Here is a 14,935-nt window from a genome sequence, read left to right on the forward strand (position 1 = left end):
GGCCGCCCACCGGTTCCGCGAACGGTTTTCGGACGGCCGCGGGGGATCTCGTACTCGGGTGCGAGCGGCGCCGTGGCCATCGCCTGGCGGGTCAGGAGCGCAAAGGGAGGGTGAGGACGAAGCGGGCGCCCTGGGGGCTGTCCTGGAGGGTGAGGGTGCCGCCGTGGGCTTCGGCCAGGAGGCGGGCTATGGGGAGGCCCAGGCCCACGCCGCCGGCTTCTCGGCTGCGGGCGGTGTCCAGGCGGGTGAAGCGTTGGAAGACGATTTCCCGTTGGGGGGCGGCGATTCCGGGGCCGTCGTCGAGGACCTCCAGTTCCGCGGCGGGGGCGGCGGTGCGGCGGACGGTGATCGTGACGGTGGACGACGCGTGGCGTGCGGCGTTCTGGATGAGGTTGCCGACCAGCTGGGACAGGCGGGCAGGGTCTCCCAGCACCGTGACTCCCGGGGGGAGGTCGTGGACGACCTTCTTGGCCGGCGGGTGGGTCTTCAGCTCCCTGGAGACGAGGTCGGCGAGGTCGATCACCTGGCGTTCGCACGGGACGCCGGCGTCGAGGCGGGTGAGGGTGAGCAGGTCGGACGCGATGGCCTGGAGGCGGTCCACGCTCGGGAGCACGGCGTTGCACAACACGGAGGGGTCGGTGTCCTCCGGTGCCAGCAGGGCGGACTCCATCTGGGCCCGGATGGCGGTGATCGGCGTGCGCAGCTCGTGGGAGGCGTCCGCGCAGAAGCGCCGCTGTTGTTCCAGCACGTCCTCCAGCCGGTCGAGCGTCTGGTTGACGCTCAGGGCCAGCCGCTGGATCTCGTCGTGGGGCGCGGGCACGGGGACGCGGCGGGCGATGTCGGAGCTCTGGATGTGGTCGAGCTCGGACCTGATGGCGTCGACGGGCTTGAGCGAACGGGAGACGGTGTGCCGCGCCCCGTACGCCGCCGCGACCGTGAAGACGGCCGTCCCGGCGAGCAGGAGGAGCGTCATCCCGGGGTAGACGTAGAACGGCAGCGCCGGCGCCGCACTGTAGATCGTCCAGTCGCCGCCGCGGTACACCTGCTGCGCGACCACGACGTGGCACTCGCCACCGTCCAGGACGGCGTCGCAGACCAGGGCGCTGGCCACCCGCTCGGGCTTCTCGGGCGCGAAGTCGGCCATGATCGGCTTGCGTTGCAGGTCCGGGGTCGCGGCGACCACACGCCCGCGCGGATCGACCACCTGGACGGGACGGATGAGGTCGTGCGAGATGGGGGGCAGCGGGTTGACGAGTTCACCACGGTCCACGTAGTACGCGGTCAGCTCCCCCACCGCCGTCACCTCTTTGACGAGGTTCTGCGTCGCCAGCCGGTTCACCGCGAACATGAGGAGGACCGAGAAAACGACGCACAGCGAACCGACCGCCATGCCGGTGAACAGCGCAAGGCGACCTCGGAGCGAGCAGTTCTGGAGCCTCATGGCGAACCCGTCTCCTGGTGCGATACCCGGGGCAGCCGCAGGACGAAACGTGCCCCGCCTGTGGGGCTGTCCTCGACGACAAGGGTGCCGTGATGGGCGTGGGCGATGTCGCGGGCGATGGCGAGCCCCAGCCCTGAGCCGCTGCGGTCGAGCCGGCGGGCCTCGTCCAGCCGGGTGAAACGGTGGAACACCCGCTCCCGGTCGGCCGCGGGGATACCCCGGCCGTCGTCGCTGACCACGAGTTCCACGACGGTGCGCCGGGCGCGCACCTCGACGCGCACCAGGCGGATGGAGTGCCGCTGCGCGTTGTCCAGCAGGTTGGTGAGCAGCCGGGCCATGTGGGACGGCACGGCGCTGACGGTCGCGCCGCGGGTCACGTGGACCAGGACCGGGAGGGGGTCCGCCCGTTCGGAGACCACGGTCTCGGCGAGCGTCGCGAGGTCGAACCGCTGCCGTACGGGGGTGCCGGACTGCACCCTGGCCAGGCACAGCATGTCCTCGATGATCATCTGAAGCCGCCTCACCTGGGCCAGCAGCGGGCCGGCCACCTCGACCGGCCCGTGCCGGCCGGGCTCCAGCTGCGCCGCCTCCACCTGGGTGCGCAGCCCCGCGATGGGATTGCGCAGCTCGTGGGAGACGTCGGAGACGAACCGCCGCCGGCGGCGCGCGATCTCCTCGATCCGCCGCTTGTCGTCGTTGAGGCGTCCGAGAAGGTTGTTGATCGACTGGCACACACCGGCGATCTCCCGCGCGTTCCGCGGCGTGGAGACCCGGGCGGGCAGGTCGGTGAAGTCGATACCGCGGAGCTCGGCGCACACGGTCTCCACGGGCCGCAGCAGCCGGCCGGTCATCCGCCAGGCGCCCCAGGCCACCAGGACGATCAGCTCGGCCATCTCGATCGTCAGGACCAGGTGGAGGGAGCCGCGCCACGCGATCTTCCGGAACGGTTCCCGTGTGCCGGCCGCGACCAGGCCCGCGGCGGCGGCGAGGACGGTGAGGGCGGCGCTCGCCAAGGCCAGCAGGACGATCTGTGCCCGGGCAGAACGCGGCCGGCCCCATGCCGGTGTCCCTGGCGGCCTCGACGCCCGGCCCGCGAATCGGGCTGCCGGCAGGCAGGTGAATGCCCTGGCGATGATCGTCCACATGAGCACGGTGATCGGGGGCCACAGAAGGATCAGCCAGTCGCTGGGCAGGTCCATCGTCGTCATCCTTTTCGAAACAGGAGATTCGAGGGATGTCATGGGCCGGAGAGGGTTGCTGTCGCCTCGGACGGGTGCCGCCGGCCGTCCGCAGCGGGGGGGAATGTCCTCTCGTGTCACCTCGACGAAAGAGATGTCTGAACGGTATGGCACCGGGGCGGCGGGCCGTATCGCATATCCGTGCGACATCATCAGCCGCCCTGACATGATGATCATGACCTGACCTGCGTGGACGTGTTGCGATGCCGTTGGCTCCGGGTATTTGCGGCATATGGGAGACCTGTCGCACCGTGCCCAGGGAACGGGGCCCGGCTCCCGTGACGCGTCATGGCCGGGCTGGCGGGGCCGCGCCGGGGAGTGGAAGCTGGTGGACGACCTGCTCCGGGCGGCCGGAGCCGGCCGGGGCGCGGTACTCCTCATCGAGGGCAGGCCGGGCGTGGGGAAGAGCCGCATGCTGGACGTGGCCGCCGCCGCGGCGGCGCGGGCGGGCATCGAGGTCGCCCGCGGCGTGGCGGACGAGCTGACCGAGCTGATCCCGCTGGCCCCGCTGACGTCGGCGCTCGGGGAGCACTGCCGCACGTTCCGCACCGGTGACCCCCTGGGCGCCTTCCCGGTCGATCAGCGGATGCTGATGCTGGAGCGCCTGGAGGAGCCGCTGGAGCAGCGGGTGGCCAAGGCACCGGTGTTGCTCACGCTGGACGATCTGCACTGGGCCGACCCGATGACCCTGATGGCCCTGCGGTCGATGACGCGGGACCTCGCGTCCTACCCGCTCATCTGGATGCTGACCCGGACCACGGACCACGGTGACGCCTCCCGCCTCGACCGCCTGTTCGACGGGCTGGAACGCGCCGGCGCGGCGCGGATCCGGCTGGAGAGGCTGGACGAGCGGGCGGTGGCGCACGTGGTGGCCGACGTGCTCGGGGCGGTGCCCGAGCCGGACGTGCTGGACCTCGCGGAACTCGCGGACGGCAATCCGTTCCTGCTCGTCGATCTCCTCGAACGGCTCCGCGGCGAGGGCGTGCTGGAGGTCGCCGGCGGCCACGCGCGGACGGTGCCGGCGCGACTGCCGCAGGCCTACGCGGTGACGTGGGAGCGCCTGGAGAGGCTGTCCGCGCCGGCCCAGCACATGCTGCGGGCCGCCGGGGTCCTCGGCCGCTCGTTCTCGGTGCGGGACCTGGCCGAGTTGCTCGGCGAATCGACCGGTGGCCTGCTGCCCCTGCTGGAGGAAGCGATGACGGCGGGTGTCATCAGGTCCGCGGGGCACGAGCTGACCTTCCGGCACGACCTGCTGTGGCAGGCGGTGGTGGGGGCCCTCCCCGCCGCCGTGTTGCGGGCCCTGCACCAGGAGGCGGGCGAGATGCTGCTCAGACGCGGCGGATCGGCCGTCGCCGCCGCCACGCACCTGCTGCACAGCGCCGGCCGCGGTGAGACGTCCGCGCTGCGCGGGCTGGACCAGGCCGCGCGGGAGGTGCTGCGGTTCTCCCCCCAGACGGCCGCCGATCTCGCCCGGCGTGCGCTCGAGCTGAGCGACACCGCCGACGCCGACTGGCCTGGCCGTGCCGCGACGGCGGTCGACGCCCTGACGGCCATCGGGCGGCTGTCCGAGGCGGCCGCCCTCGCCCGCGCCGCGCTCGGCCGGGCGTCACCCGCGCAGGAGTCCCGCCTGCGATGCGCGCTGGCGTACATCCTGCTGCTCAGCGGCCGGCCCGCGGACGCGGTGTCCGAGGCGGAGGGCCTGGTCGCCCGCAGGGACGTCTCCGAGGCCCTGCGCGGCGTCGCGGAATGGACGGTGTTCTGGGGTCTCATCGTGCTGAACCGGCTCGACGAGGGACGGCGGCGCGCGGAGGCGGTGCTCGCCGACCGTGAACGGCACACCGACACCGCCGCCGTCGGGGCGCTCCTGCTGCTCGCCCGGCAGGCCATGGTGGACGGGCGGACCACCGACTCGTTCGATCACCTGCACGAAGCCCTGCGGATCGCGAACACCGGCACCGCGGAAGCCGTGCAGGGCCCGTACGTGCGCCTCATGATCAGCCTCAACTGCCGTGCCATGCGCCAGTTCGAGGCGGCCGACGTGGCCGTCCGCACCGCCGAGGAGGAGATCGAGGCACTCGGCCTGACCGTGCTGGCACCGCAGCCCGCGCTGTTCCGCTCCTGCCTGAGGCTGGCCACCGGCCGGCTCGACGACGCCCTGGCCGAGGCCCAGGCCGGCATGACGATCGCCGAGGAGCTCGGCACTCCCGGGTTCGTCCGGGCCGGGTGGTCCATGCTCGCCCTCATCGCCGTGCGGCGCGGCGACATCGACGCCGCGGCGCGGCACCTGGAGAAGTACCTGTCGCAGCGCGACGCGCCCGCCATGTTGTTCGGATCGGTGTGGGAACGGTGGGTGGAGGCGGTGGTGGCCCAGGCGCGAGGTGATCTGGGCCGGGCCGTGGAGGTGCTCACCCCGACCTACCTGGACGCGGAGAACCTGCACTGGGCGCTGATCACGGGGCCGTTCACCGCCGCGTGCCTGACCCGGCTGGCCCTGGCGACGGCGCACCGCCCGTACGCGCGAGCCGTCGCCGGCATGGCCGAGCGTCTCGCCGGCGACAACCCCGACTTCCCCGACTTCGCCGCCGCGGCCGCCCACGCCCGCGGGATCCTCGACAAGGACACCGCCGCCCTCGCCCGCGCCGCCGAAGGCCATCCCCAGCCGTGGGAACGCGCCTCGGCCGCCGAGGACCTCGGGGCCCTGCTGTCCGCCGCCCCCGCCACCCGGGACCAGGCCGTCGAGAGCCTGGACCGGGCCCTCGACGGCTACCGCGGCGTCGGCGCCCTCCGGGACGCGGCGCGCGTGCGCGCGAGACTGCGCGTCCTCGGTGTCCGGCGCCGCCACTGGGCCCAGCCGCACCGGCCGCCGTACGGATGGGACAGCCTGACCGACACCGAACGCGCCGTGGCCGGCCTGATCGCCCGCGGCATGACCAACCGCCAGGCCGCCGCCCGCATGTTCCTGTCCCCCCACACGGTCTCCACCCACCTGCGCCGCATGTTCGCCAAACTGGGCATCGCGTCCCGCGTCGAACTGGCCCGTGTCGTCACCGAGCACTGCCCGTCCTTGCTCCAGGACCCGTGACCGTCCAGGCGGTGCACGAGGCCGGAGCCGGCTTAAAGAGACTTTGGAGAGCTTTGCCGGAAACTCGCAGGCATGGCTTTCTCCACGCGCACCTCGGTGATCCTGCTGTCCGCCCGGCCCGCCACCGTCTGAGGACGCGGTCCCCGTTGACCGGCGGCGGCCTCCGCGGGGGCGGCCGCCGCCGGCCGGTCGTTCGCGCGCCGCCGGAAAACACCGCTTCACACCCCGGGGAGTGTCCCGGGTCCTTCGTGCCGCGCGCGGAACGGCCGCGCGCAATAGGTTCTGGGGAGGGGGTCCCGCCGAGCCTTACAGGGAGAACCAGATGGAGTTGCGGCTCCTGGGTCCGGTCGAGGTGTGGAGCGGCGGGCGGCAGGTGCCGCTCGGGGGCGGTAAGCCGCGGGCCCTGCTCGCCGCGCTGCTGCTCGACGCGGGACGGGTGGTCACCGTCGAGCGGCTGATGGAGGCGATCTGGCAGGACGATCCGCCGCCGACCGCGCGGGGGGTGCTGCAGACGTATGTCGCCTCGCTGCGCCGGGCGTTCGCCACGGCGGGGCTGGCGGGGGTCATCGTCTCGCACCGGGTGGGGTACGCCGCGGAGATCCCTCCGGACGCCCTCGACAAGACCGTGTTCGAGCGGCTGGTGGACGCCGGGCGGCGGTCGGCGCGTGCCGGGGACCACGGGGAGGCGGCGCGGTCGTTCCGGGCGGCGCTGGCGTTGTGGCGGGGGCCGGCTCTCGGGGGCATCGACGACACCTGCCTGCGGGCGGACGTGGCCCGGCTGGAGGAGCTGCGGCTGACGGTGATCGAGGAGCGCGTCGCGGCGGACCTCGCGGCGGGGCTGGACGAGGGGCTGGTGGACGAGCTCACCGAGCTGGTCGTGGTGCACCCGGCGCGCGAGCGGCTGCGGCGCGACCTCATGGTGGCGCTCTACCGGGCGGGCCGCCAGGCGGACGCGCTCGCGGTGTACCAGCAGAGCAGGCGGGTGCTGATCGAGGAACTGGGCATCGAGCCGGGGCCGGAGCTGCGGGCGGCGCACGAGGCCGTGCTGCGGTCCGATCCGGCTCTGCTCGGCACGTCGACGGCTCCCCCGCCCCGGCAACTGCCGTCCCCGCCGCCCGACTTCACCGCGCGCGACGACGAGATCGCGGAGTTACGCGCCCGGCTCACCCGGACGGACGCCATGCCGGTCTGTGTGATCTTCGGGCCGGGCGGCGTCGGCAAGTCGTCCCTGGCGCTGCGCGCCGCGCACGAGCTCGCGCACTTCTACCCCGACGGGCAGTTGCACGTCGAGCTGCGCGGCACCTCGGAGGTGCCCGCCACCCCGCTGGAGGTCCTCGGCCGGCTGCTGCGTGAGCTTGAGCCCGGCATGTCGCCGCCCGCCACACTGGAGGAGTGCGCCGCCCGGTACCGCACCCTGCTGGCCGACCGGCGCAAGCTGGTCGTGCTCGACGACGCCGCCACCGAGCGGCAGGTCCGCCCCCTGCTGCCCGGCGCACGCGGCTGCGGCGTGATCGTCACCTCACGCAACCGGCTGGCGGGCCTCGCGGGTGCCGCGGTGCTCGACCTCGGCCTGCTGCCCGACCCGGCGGCCCTGCTGCTGCTCGCGCAGGTCGCCGGTCCCGAGCGGATCGCCGCCGATCCGGTGGCGGCGGGCCGGATCGTCCGGCAGTGCGGCGGCCTGCCGCTCGCGCTGCGCATCGCCGGCGCTCGGCTGGCGTCCCGCCGCCAGTGGTCGGTGACGCGGCTGGCCGACCGGCTGGCCGACGAGCAGCGCCGGCTGGACGAGCTGGCCGTCGGGGACCAGGAGGTGCGGGCCGGCATCGCCCTCAGCTACGACCTGCTGCCGCCCGAGGCGAGGACCGCGCTGCGCCGCCTCGGGCTGCTCGGCCTGCCGTACTTCCCGGTGTGGGTGGCGGCGGCGGCCATGGAGACCGGCCTGGACGAGGCCGAGCGGGTGCTCGACCACCTCGTGGACACCTCCCTGGCGGGCGTCGTGGACACCGACGCCGCCGGCCGCACCCGGTACCGGCTGCACGACCTGATCCGGCTGTTCGCCCGGGAACGCGCGCTCGCCGAGGAGCCGGAGGCCGGGCGTGAGGCGATGGTGCGCCGGGTGCTCGGCGGGTGGTTGTGGCTGGTCGAGCGGCTCAGCGAGGCCGTGCCCACCGGGGCGATCCCGATGCGCGCCACACCGGGCCTCGCGCGGCCGGTGGACGCCGAGGTGCTGCGCATGGCGCTCGCCGACCCGCACGGCTGGTTCCGCGGCGAGGAGGAGGCGCTGATCGTCGCGGTGGAGCTGGCGGCGGCGATGGACCTCGACGACATCGCCGTGGAGCTGGCCGCCGCGTTGTCGTCGGTGGCGTTCGAGGGCAGCCAGTACGTCTTCGACAACCCGTTCGCGGCCTGGCACCGCACCCACGAGGCGGCGCTGGCCGTGGCGCGGCGCAACGACAACGCCCTCGGCGAGGCGACCCTGCTGGCCGGGCTCGGCCACCTGTACTACGAGCGCGACCACTTCGCCGAGTCACGCGAGTACCTCAGCCAGGCGTTGTCTCTGTTCCGCTCCGCGCGGGACACCCGGGGCGAGGCCGCCACGCTGGCCGCGCTCGGCGCCGCGTGCCGCGAGCAGGGGTACCTGCCCGAGGCGCTGCACTTCCTCGGCCGCGCGGGCCGGCAGTGCGCCGGGCTCGCCGACCCGTCCGCGCTGGCGCACGTCAAGCGGCTCGCGGGCAGTGTGCACCTGGAACGCGGGGACTACGCGGCGACGTGGGCCGACCTCACCGACGCGCTCGCCCTGTACGAGAGGGAGAAGAACCGCCGCGGCGTGGGGCTGACGCTGCGCACCATGTCCATGTACCACCGCGCGCGGGGCGAGCTGGCGCGGTCGCGGGAGCTGTGCGAGCAGGCGCTCGCGATGTTCCGCGACCTCGGCGACCGGCTGATGGAGGCGTACTGCATGCGCTCGCTGGCCAAGACCCAGATGCGGCTCGGCCGGTACGACGCGGCCCGCCGGGACCTGACGGAGGCGCTCGCCGTGACCCGCACCCTGAACGACCGCTGGGGCGAGGCGTGCACGCTGCGCACGGTCGGCGAGCTGGACCTCGCCGAGGGGCGGCTGTACCAGGCCAAGGAGCGCCTCACCGAGTCGCTGGCGCTGTGGGAGACGCTGCGCGCCACGCTGTTCCGGGCGCGCACCCTGCGTGACCTCGCCGAGGTGCATGTGGCGCTCGGCGACGACGACACCGCCAAGACGATCACGGCGGAGGCGCTGGAGATCTTCCGGCTGCACGAGGCGCGGGAGTTCCGCGAGCTCGGCGGCTGAGCCCCGCGATTACAGCGTCCTTGGAGCGCGGCGCTGCATCATGGCGGACGGCGTCTCACCGGGAGCGTCCTTGGAATGTCACGGAGGCCCCATGTCGGAGATCGTGCTCCTGTCGGACCCGCGGATCCACGCGGTGACGGTGAAGGAGTGCGGCGAGCCCTTGGTGGATCTGCGCACCCTGGACGTCCTCCGGGTCGACGAGCGGCTCGCCGACGCCGAGGGCCTGTTCGCGCACGTACGGCTCAGCGTGGCCGACCGCCTGGTCGCCGCGCAGACCCGGCTGCCCCGCGAGCTGCGCCTGCTGGTCGTCGAGGGCTTCCGCCCGGCGTCGCTGCAGCGCCGCTACTTCGCCGAGTCCATGGCGGCGCACCGGGCCGAGAACCCCGGCTGGGACGAGCGGCGGGCGTACCTGGAGGCCAGCCGGTACGTGTCGCCGCCCGAGGTGGCCCCGCACGTGTCCGGCGGCGCGGTGGACCTGACCGTGTGCACCGTCTCCGGTGCCGAGCTGCCGATGGGCACGCAGGTCAACGCCACCCCGCCGGAGAGCGACGAGGCGTGCTACACCGCCTGTCCCGATGTCTCCCCCGAGGCGCGCCGCAACCGCGAGCTGCTCGGCGGCGTGCTGACGGCCGTCGGTTTCGTCAACTACCCCACCGAGTGGTGGCACTGGTCCTACGGCGACCGCTACTGGGCCTTCACCACCGGCGCCCGCTTCGCCCGGTACGGCATGAGCGGCGGCCCCGGGGAGGCGGACGCCTAGCCCCATTTTCCGCACATCGCCCTCGACGACCTGGACGGCTCACTCACCGTGCCGAATAACACAGAACACCTGACCAGGGACATTCGGGCTCGTGCGGAAAACAGGCCTAGCGCGGCCGGGCCCGGTAGAGGTCGCGCAGCAGGGCGATCTCCGCGCCGTGGTGGAGAAGCTCCTGGTTCACCCACCAGACGATCTCGATGAACGGTTCCTCGGGATCGCTGCCGTGGGGATAGGTGCAGTGCCCCACCGTGTCGAGCACCGCGTCACCGGCGGCCAGGAGGGCCGACCGCCAGGCCGCGGCCCCCGCGTCGAAGGCCGCGACCGCCGCGGCGGCGTTCCCGGCGACCGCGTAGTCGTCCCTGGTGAGGCTGTGGGTGCCGCCGGAGTGGTCGGCGCGCAGGGTGAGCATCTCGCTGAGGTGGCTGAGCCGCCACGCGATGGTGGTGAACGGCGCCGGTACCGGGTGCGGGTACGGCGCCGCGTCCCTCCCCCACTCCCCCGGCCCGGTCAGCATGGTGGCGCGCTCCCCCGGCCCGTCCGGCCGGCGGCGCACCGACCAGCAGCCCGGCACCGGCTCCCAGAGGTACTCCTCGTCGGTCATGGGGACCACGGCGACCTCCGTGCCGTCGCCGCTGTCCATGGCGGGACCCGCCAGGCGTCCGGCGAGCCGCTCGCGTGCGAAGTCGAACTGGGCCAGCAGGGGGACGAGGCGGGGTGGCGTCGCCATGGGGCACTCCTCGGGACGGGCGGTGGATCACAGGGAAGCGAACGTCCGGTGAACGCTCGGGTCAGGACGCGAACCCAGCGTCGTGCACAAGCGTCTCCTCAAGCGACCTATTTCTGAGGGGACGGTCATGCTCGGTGGAAAGGCAGCGCGGCGCGGTCTGGCGGTGACCATGGTGACCGTGGTGGCGGCGGTGGGAGTGACGGGGACCGCCGAGGCCGCCGCGCCCCGCAAGCCCGCCAAGGCGGGTGACGTCAACGGGGACGGGCGGGTGGACGTCATCGCGGGTGTCCACCTGCTGAAGGTCAAGGGGAAGAGCGACGCCGGAGGGGTGGCCGTCTACCTCGGCGGAGCGGGGAAGGTGTCGGGGACGGCGCGGACCGTCACGCTCGGGAAGCCTGTGAGCAGGGAGAACCTCGGGCGGGTGCTCGTCACGGGGGACTTCGACAAGGACGGGTACGCCGACGTGCTGGCGTCGGCGCGCAAGAAGCTCGTGGTGTTCCGCGGGTCGCGCACCGGGCTGCGGGCGGCGGGCGCCAAGGTGATGACGTGGCCGGTGACCGGGCCCGCGATGGCGGCCGGGGACTTCGACGGCGACGGGTACTGGGACGCGGCCGTCGCGGGCTCCCGGCAGGTCGTGGTGCTGCGCGGCGGGAGATCCGGGCTGAAGGTGAGCGCGCGTCTCGCCAACGGGGCGCCGCGGTTCGGGGCCGAGCTCGCCGCCGGGGACGTGGACGGGGACGGGCGGGCCGACCTCGTGGTCACCGAGAACCGCGCGGACACGTCCGACACCGTGCGCGAGCAGCAGATCACCGTGGTGCCGGGGTCCCGGGCGGGGTTGTCGATGGATCACTCGTGGTCGATCACCCCCATCGAGCGGGCCGCCCGTGACCTCGCCCTGGGCGACGTCAACGGCGACCGCAAGGCGGACCTCGTCCGCGTCACCTCGGCGGACGCCGGCGAACCGGACTTCCGGGTGGTCGTCCAGCTCAGCCGGGGCGGCGCCTTCGGGCCGGCGCGCACGCTGCGGTACGACGCCTACCCCGCCAACGTCGCCCTCGGGGACGTCACCGGCGACGGCAGGGCCGACCTGGCCGTGCACCTGGCGGGCGACGGCGACCACGACAGGGCCGTCCTGCACGCCGGCACCGCCACCGGGGTCGGCACCCGCCCCATCAGGGAGTACGCGCACGCCACCTACGAGACCCGGTACGGCACGTCGCTGCGGCTGGCGAACGTGCGGGGCGACTCCCGCGCCGAGGTCGTCGCGGGCCTGCCCGGCGTGTACGGGGCCGGCGAGCTGGAGGTGCTGCCGAACGGGCAGCGGGCCGGGGCGCAGCGGTTGAAGGTCAAGGGCCAGAGCGGCCTCGGGTTCAGCCAGCCCTCCTGACACGCGGACGCATGAGAACGCCCCCGCCGCGAGGGCGGGGGCGTCGTGGCGGGGTCAGAGGTCGTCGACCGCCACCACGTCGTACGGGGTCTCCGGGGTCGGGGGGGTGGTGAAGCGGCCGTTCGGGAGGTAGAGGCGGTCGCGGAACGCGGCCACGGTGGTGGGGACGTCGAAGCGGGGGTCGGTCAGCTTGCGGGCGACCGTGCCCGTGGTGGCGTCGTGGTCCAGGCGCAGGGACGTCAGGGTGTTGAGGAAGTTCTGCACCACATGGAGGACGCGGCCTTCGAGGAGCAGTCCGTCACCGTTGGTCAGGAGCTCGGCGCCGAGGTCGACGGCGGTCGCGACGCCGGTCGCGGGGTCGACCCGGAACAGCTTGCCGGTGTTGGACTGCACGACCAGCAGGGCCTCGCCGTCGGGGGTCTCGGCGATGCCGTTGGCGTTGATGCCGGTCGTGTACACGATGTCGCCGGTGAGCGGGATGGTGACCGCCGCGGCGGGCAGCGCGCCGTGCCGGCCGAACGCCAGCTTGTACAGCACCGGGTTGGTCGAGTCGGTGAAGTAGGCCGCGTCCTTGGTCAGCACGACGTCGTTGACGAACGCGGCGCCGGTGGCGAGCCGGTAGCTCTTGAGCACGGCGCCGGTACGGCCGTCGATGACGCGGGCGTCCCCGCCGGTGCCGCCGGCGACGAACAGCCGCCCCCTCGTGTCGATCTTGATCCCGAGCGAGGGTGTGCCCGGCCCCTGGGTGATGACCGCACCCTGACCGGTGCGCAGGTCGGCGCGGTAGATGGATCCGGTCGCCCGGGACCCGAAGTAGGCGATGGGGCCGGGGCCGATGGCGATGCCTTCCGGCGCCCATCCGTCCGGCAGGGGGAACTGGGCGGGGAAGGGCTTGCTCACGGAGGTGGAGGCCGGGGCCGAGGGCCCGGCGTCGGCCGCCGCGGCGACCGGGGCTGCGGCCGTCACGGCCAGGAGACCTGCTAGGAGGACTGCCACCTTCATTGGAGATCATCCCATCTGTAACAGGTGTGGTGATTATCCGAATTGCCCGCTGGGGCGGAAGATCTAACGATCAATACCTGACCGTCGTGCCCGGACCCGGGACCCGGACCCGCGCAGGCCACCCGCGCCGGGACGCGCGGGCGGCCACCGCCTGGGTCAGCGGGCGTCGAGGATCGGGATGAGCTGCTCCTCCTCGTACGCCAGGTGGGCCTCCACTTCGGCGATGAGGCGGTCCACTTCGGTGAGCAGCGTGGGCGCCTCGGTGCCGGTGACGGTCTTCTGGAGCTCGTCGAGGAGGACGGCGATCCTCTCGTGCTCCTCGTGGAGCCGGGCAAGGGTGGAGGTCAAGTCGGGATATTGCTGGGCAAGGCTGGCGAACATCCCCATGTCCTCGCCGGTGTGGTGGTAGCGCAGTCCCCGGCAGAAGGTCAGGCAGTTCACCCGGAGCTGGGCGCCGAGGCCGGGGCCGGACGCGGCGACCTCCGCGCGGATCAGGGTGAGCTCGCGGCGGAACACGTCGTGGATGAGCTTGAGCGCCGCGCCCCACGACGACGCCGCCGGAGGGCCGGGGACGCTCTGGCGCAGTGCGACGACGGGCAGGACCCGGGACGTCTTCGCCTGGTAGCCGGCCCAGCCCGGGTCCGCCTCCACGGCGCGGGCGAAGACCTCGTCGCGTTCCTCGCCGGTGAGCACGGTGGCGTGGGCCTCGTAGGTGAACAGCCCGGTCTCCACGGTGACGACCGGGTCGGCCACGAGGTTGTGGTACCAGGCCGGGTGCCGCGGGGCGCCGCCCGCCGAGGCGATGACGAGGATGCGGTCGCCGCCGTCGTGCAGGTAGCCGAGAGGTGTCGTGTGCCGGGCGCCTGAGCGTGCGCCGGTGGTGGTGAGCAGGATGAGGCGGGCACCTTCGAAGGGGCCGCCGACCCGTCCCGCGTTGGCGCGGAACTCGTCGATCACCTGCCGGTTGAGATCGATCGGCATTCGGTTCTTTCTTCTCCAGGTCGGAAGTCATGCATGGGTCAGGGGGCGAGAAGGAGAAGAAAGAGAGGCGGGGCGCGGGCCCGCCGGCGGCTCACGCGCCGGCCGGGTACCCCACTCGCTCGTGGCCCATGGCCGACCCGGCAGTCACGGAACCCACCCTAACCGGGCGAAGGCCCCGAAGCCAAGATCAGGGCAGCCGGCGCGCGACCCGCAGCTCGGCCATGTAGCGCTTGGTGACGTGGCCGTCGTGGCGTCCGTCGATGAGGGACGCCACGCAGCCGAGCAGCCCGGCCAGCGCGTCCGGCGGCAGGTCGCGGTGGTTGGAGTAGGTGCTGAGCACGTCCACGTACCGCGCGGTCGTGTACGGCACGTCCCACTCGTGGCGGCGGAAGACCGGCGGGCCGAACCGGGGGGACTCCTCGATCTCGGCGCCGTCCACCGGGATGGCGGCCGCGGGGGACAGCCGCAGGCCCGGCGGGGTGGCCGGGTCGAACCGCTCGTAGCAGTCCTGCACCGCGACGAAGAAGTCCACGGTGCCGCCGAGGACGTGGTGGGTGGTGACGGTGGCGAGCGTGCCGCCGGGACGCAGGGCCGCGGCGGACTTGACGACGCGGACGGCCGGGTCGATCCAGTGGAACGCGGTCGCGCAGAAGACCAGGTCGAACGGCCGCGCGGGCAGCGGCCAGTCCTCGAACGCCGCGGTCACCACCTCGACCAGCGGGAACCTGGCCAGGTTGCGGCGCGCCACCCTGGCCATCTCGGTGCCGAGCTCCACCGCGACGATCTCACAGCCCATCTCGGCCAGCGGCAGCGTGGCCTGCCCGGTGCCGCAGCCGATCTCCAGCACGCGGCACCCCGGGCGGACCCCGGCCAGCTCGGCGAGGTCCTGGAACAGGGCGGCGGGGTAGGCCGGGCGGGCCTGGTCGTACAGCTCGGCGTCCTCGTCGAAGATCTGCCGCAGTCTCCCGCGGTCGCTCTCGGCCATGATCGCAGAG

General features: G+C 73.5%; 10 protein-coding genes. 4 read left to right on the top strand and 6 right to left on the bottom strand.

Annotated features, from left to right (window positions below):
* Positions 1-91: 91 nt before the first annotated feature.
* Together ABGB17_RS29920 and ABGB17_RS29925 are read right to left on the bottom strand one after the other, a co-directional pair.
* Positions 92-1,441 carry a HAMP domain-containing sensor histidine kinase gene (locus ABGB17_RS29920; protein WP_347635478.1) on the bottom strand — a complete coding sequence of 450 codons (1,350 nt, stop codon included), beginning with the start codon at positions 1,439-1,441 and terminating at the stop codon, positions 92-94.
* Positions 1,438-2,640, bottom strand: a complete 1,203-nt coding sequence (locus tag ABGB17_RS29925; protein WP_347635480.1) for a HAMP domain-containing sensor histidine kinase — start codon at positions 2,638-2,640, stop codon at positions 1,438-1,440. The genes ABGB17_RS29920 and ABGB17_RS29925 overlap by 4 nt, the downstream gene beginning before the upstream one ends.
* A 271-nt stretch (positions 2,641-2,911) precedes the next feature.
* Between ABGB17_RS29925 and ABGB17_RS29930 the strand changes: the two genes are divergently transcribed.
* The 3 genes from ABGB17_RS29930 to ABGB17_RS29940 all read left to right on the top strand — a co-directional run bounded on the left by ABGB17_RS29930 (position 2,912) and on the right by ABGB17_RS29940 (position 9,843).
* A complete protein-coding gene (locus ABGB17_RS29930; RefSeq protein WP_347635482.1) occupies positions 2,912-5,761 on the top strand; it encodes an AAA family ATPase in 2,850 nt (949 codons plus the stop codon).
* Positions 5,762-6,083: 322 nt separating this feature from the next.
* Entirely contained in the window at positions 6,084-9,083 is a 3,000-nt protein-coding gene (locus ABGB17_RS29935; protein ID WP_347635483.1) for a BTAD domain-containing putative transcriptional regulator, read from the top strand.
* Positions 9,084-9,174: 91 nt separating this feature from the next.
* Positions 9,175-9,843: a M15 family metallopeptidase gene (locus ABGB17_RS29940; RefSeq protein WP_347635485.1), complete on the top strand. Its 669-nt coding sequence runs from the start codon at positions 9,175-9,177 to the stop codon at positions 9,841-9,843.
* Positions 9,844-9,949: 106 nt separating this feature from the next.
* On the opposite strand, the gene ABGB17_RS29945 is transcribed toward ABGB17_RS29940, so the two are convergent.
* The gene (locus ABGB17_RS29945) at positions 9,950-10,570 is read right to left on the bottom strand and encodes a DinB family protein (protein ID WP_347635486.1); all 621 of its coding nucleotides are present in this window, start codon (positions 10,568-10,570) and stop codon (positions 9,950-9,952) included.
* A 127-nt stretch (positions 10,571-10,697) separates the two neighbouring features.
* Here ABGB17_RS29945 and ABGB17_RS29950 point away from each other — a divergent pair, with 127 nt between their 5' ends.
* Positions 10,698-11,957, top strand: coding sequence for a VCBS repeat-containing protein (locus tag ABGB17_RS29950; RefSeq protein ID WP_347635488.1), 1,260 nt, complete (start codon positions 10,698-10,700; stop codon positions 11,955-11,957).
* 54 nt (positions 11,958-12,011) lie between these two features.
* Here the strand turns inward: ABGB17_RS29950 and ABGB17_RS29955 are convergent, their stop codons facing one another.
* The 3 genes from ABGB17_RS29955 to ABGB17_RS29965 form a co-directional block, all read right to left on the bottom strand.
* Positions 12,012-12,923, bottom strand: coding sequence for a superoxide dismutase (locus ABGB17_RS29955; RefSeq protein WP_347635490.1), 912 nt, complete (start codon positions 12,921-12,923; stop codon positions 12,012-12,014).
* A 192-nt stretch (positions 12,924-13,115) separates the two neighbouring features.
* The gene (locus ABGB17_RS29960; RefSeq protein WP_347635492.1) at positions 13,116-13,940 is read right to left on the bottom strand and encodes a nitroreductase/quinone reductase family protein; all 825 of its coding nucleotides are present in this window, start codon (positions 13,938-13,940) and stop codon (positions 13,116-13,118) included.
* 187 nt (positions 13,941-14,127) lie between these two features.
* The gene (locus ABGB17_RS29965; RefSeq protein WP_347635494.1) at positions 14,128-14,925 is read right to left on the bottom strand and encodes a class I SAM-dependent methyltransferase; all 798 of its coding nucleotides are present in this window, start codon (positions 14,923-14,925) and stop codon (positions 14,128-14,130) included.
* Between the last annotated feature and the right edge of the window lie 10 nt (positions 14,926-14,935).

It is taken from the genome of Sphaerisporangium sp. B11E5, assembly GCF_039871875.1.
Taxonomy (GTDB): Bacteria; Actinomycetota; Actinomycetes; order Streptosporangiales; family Streptosporangiaceae; genus Sphaerisporangium.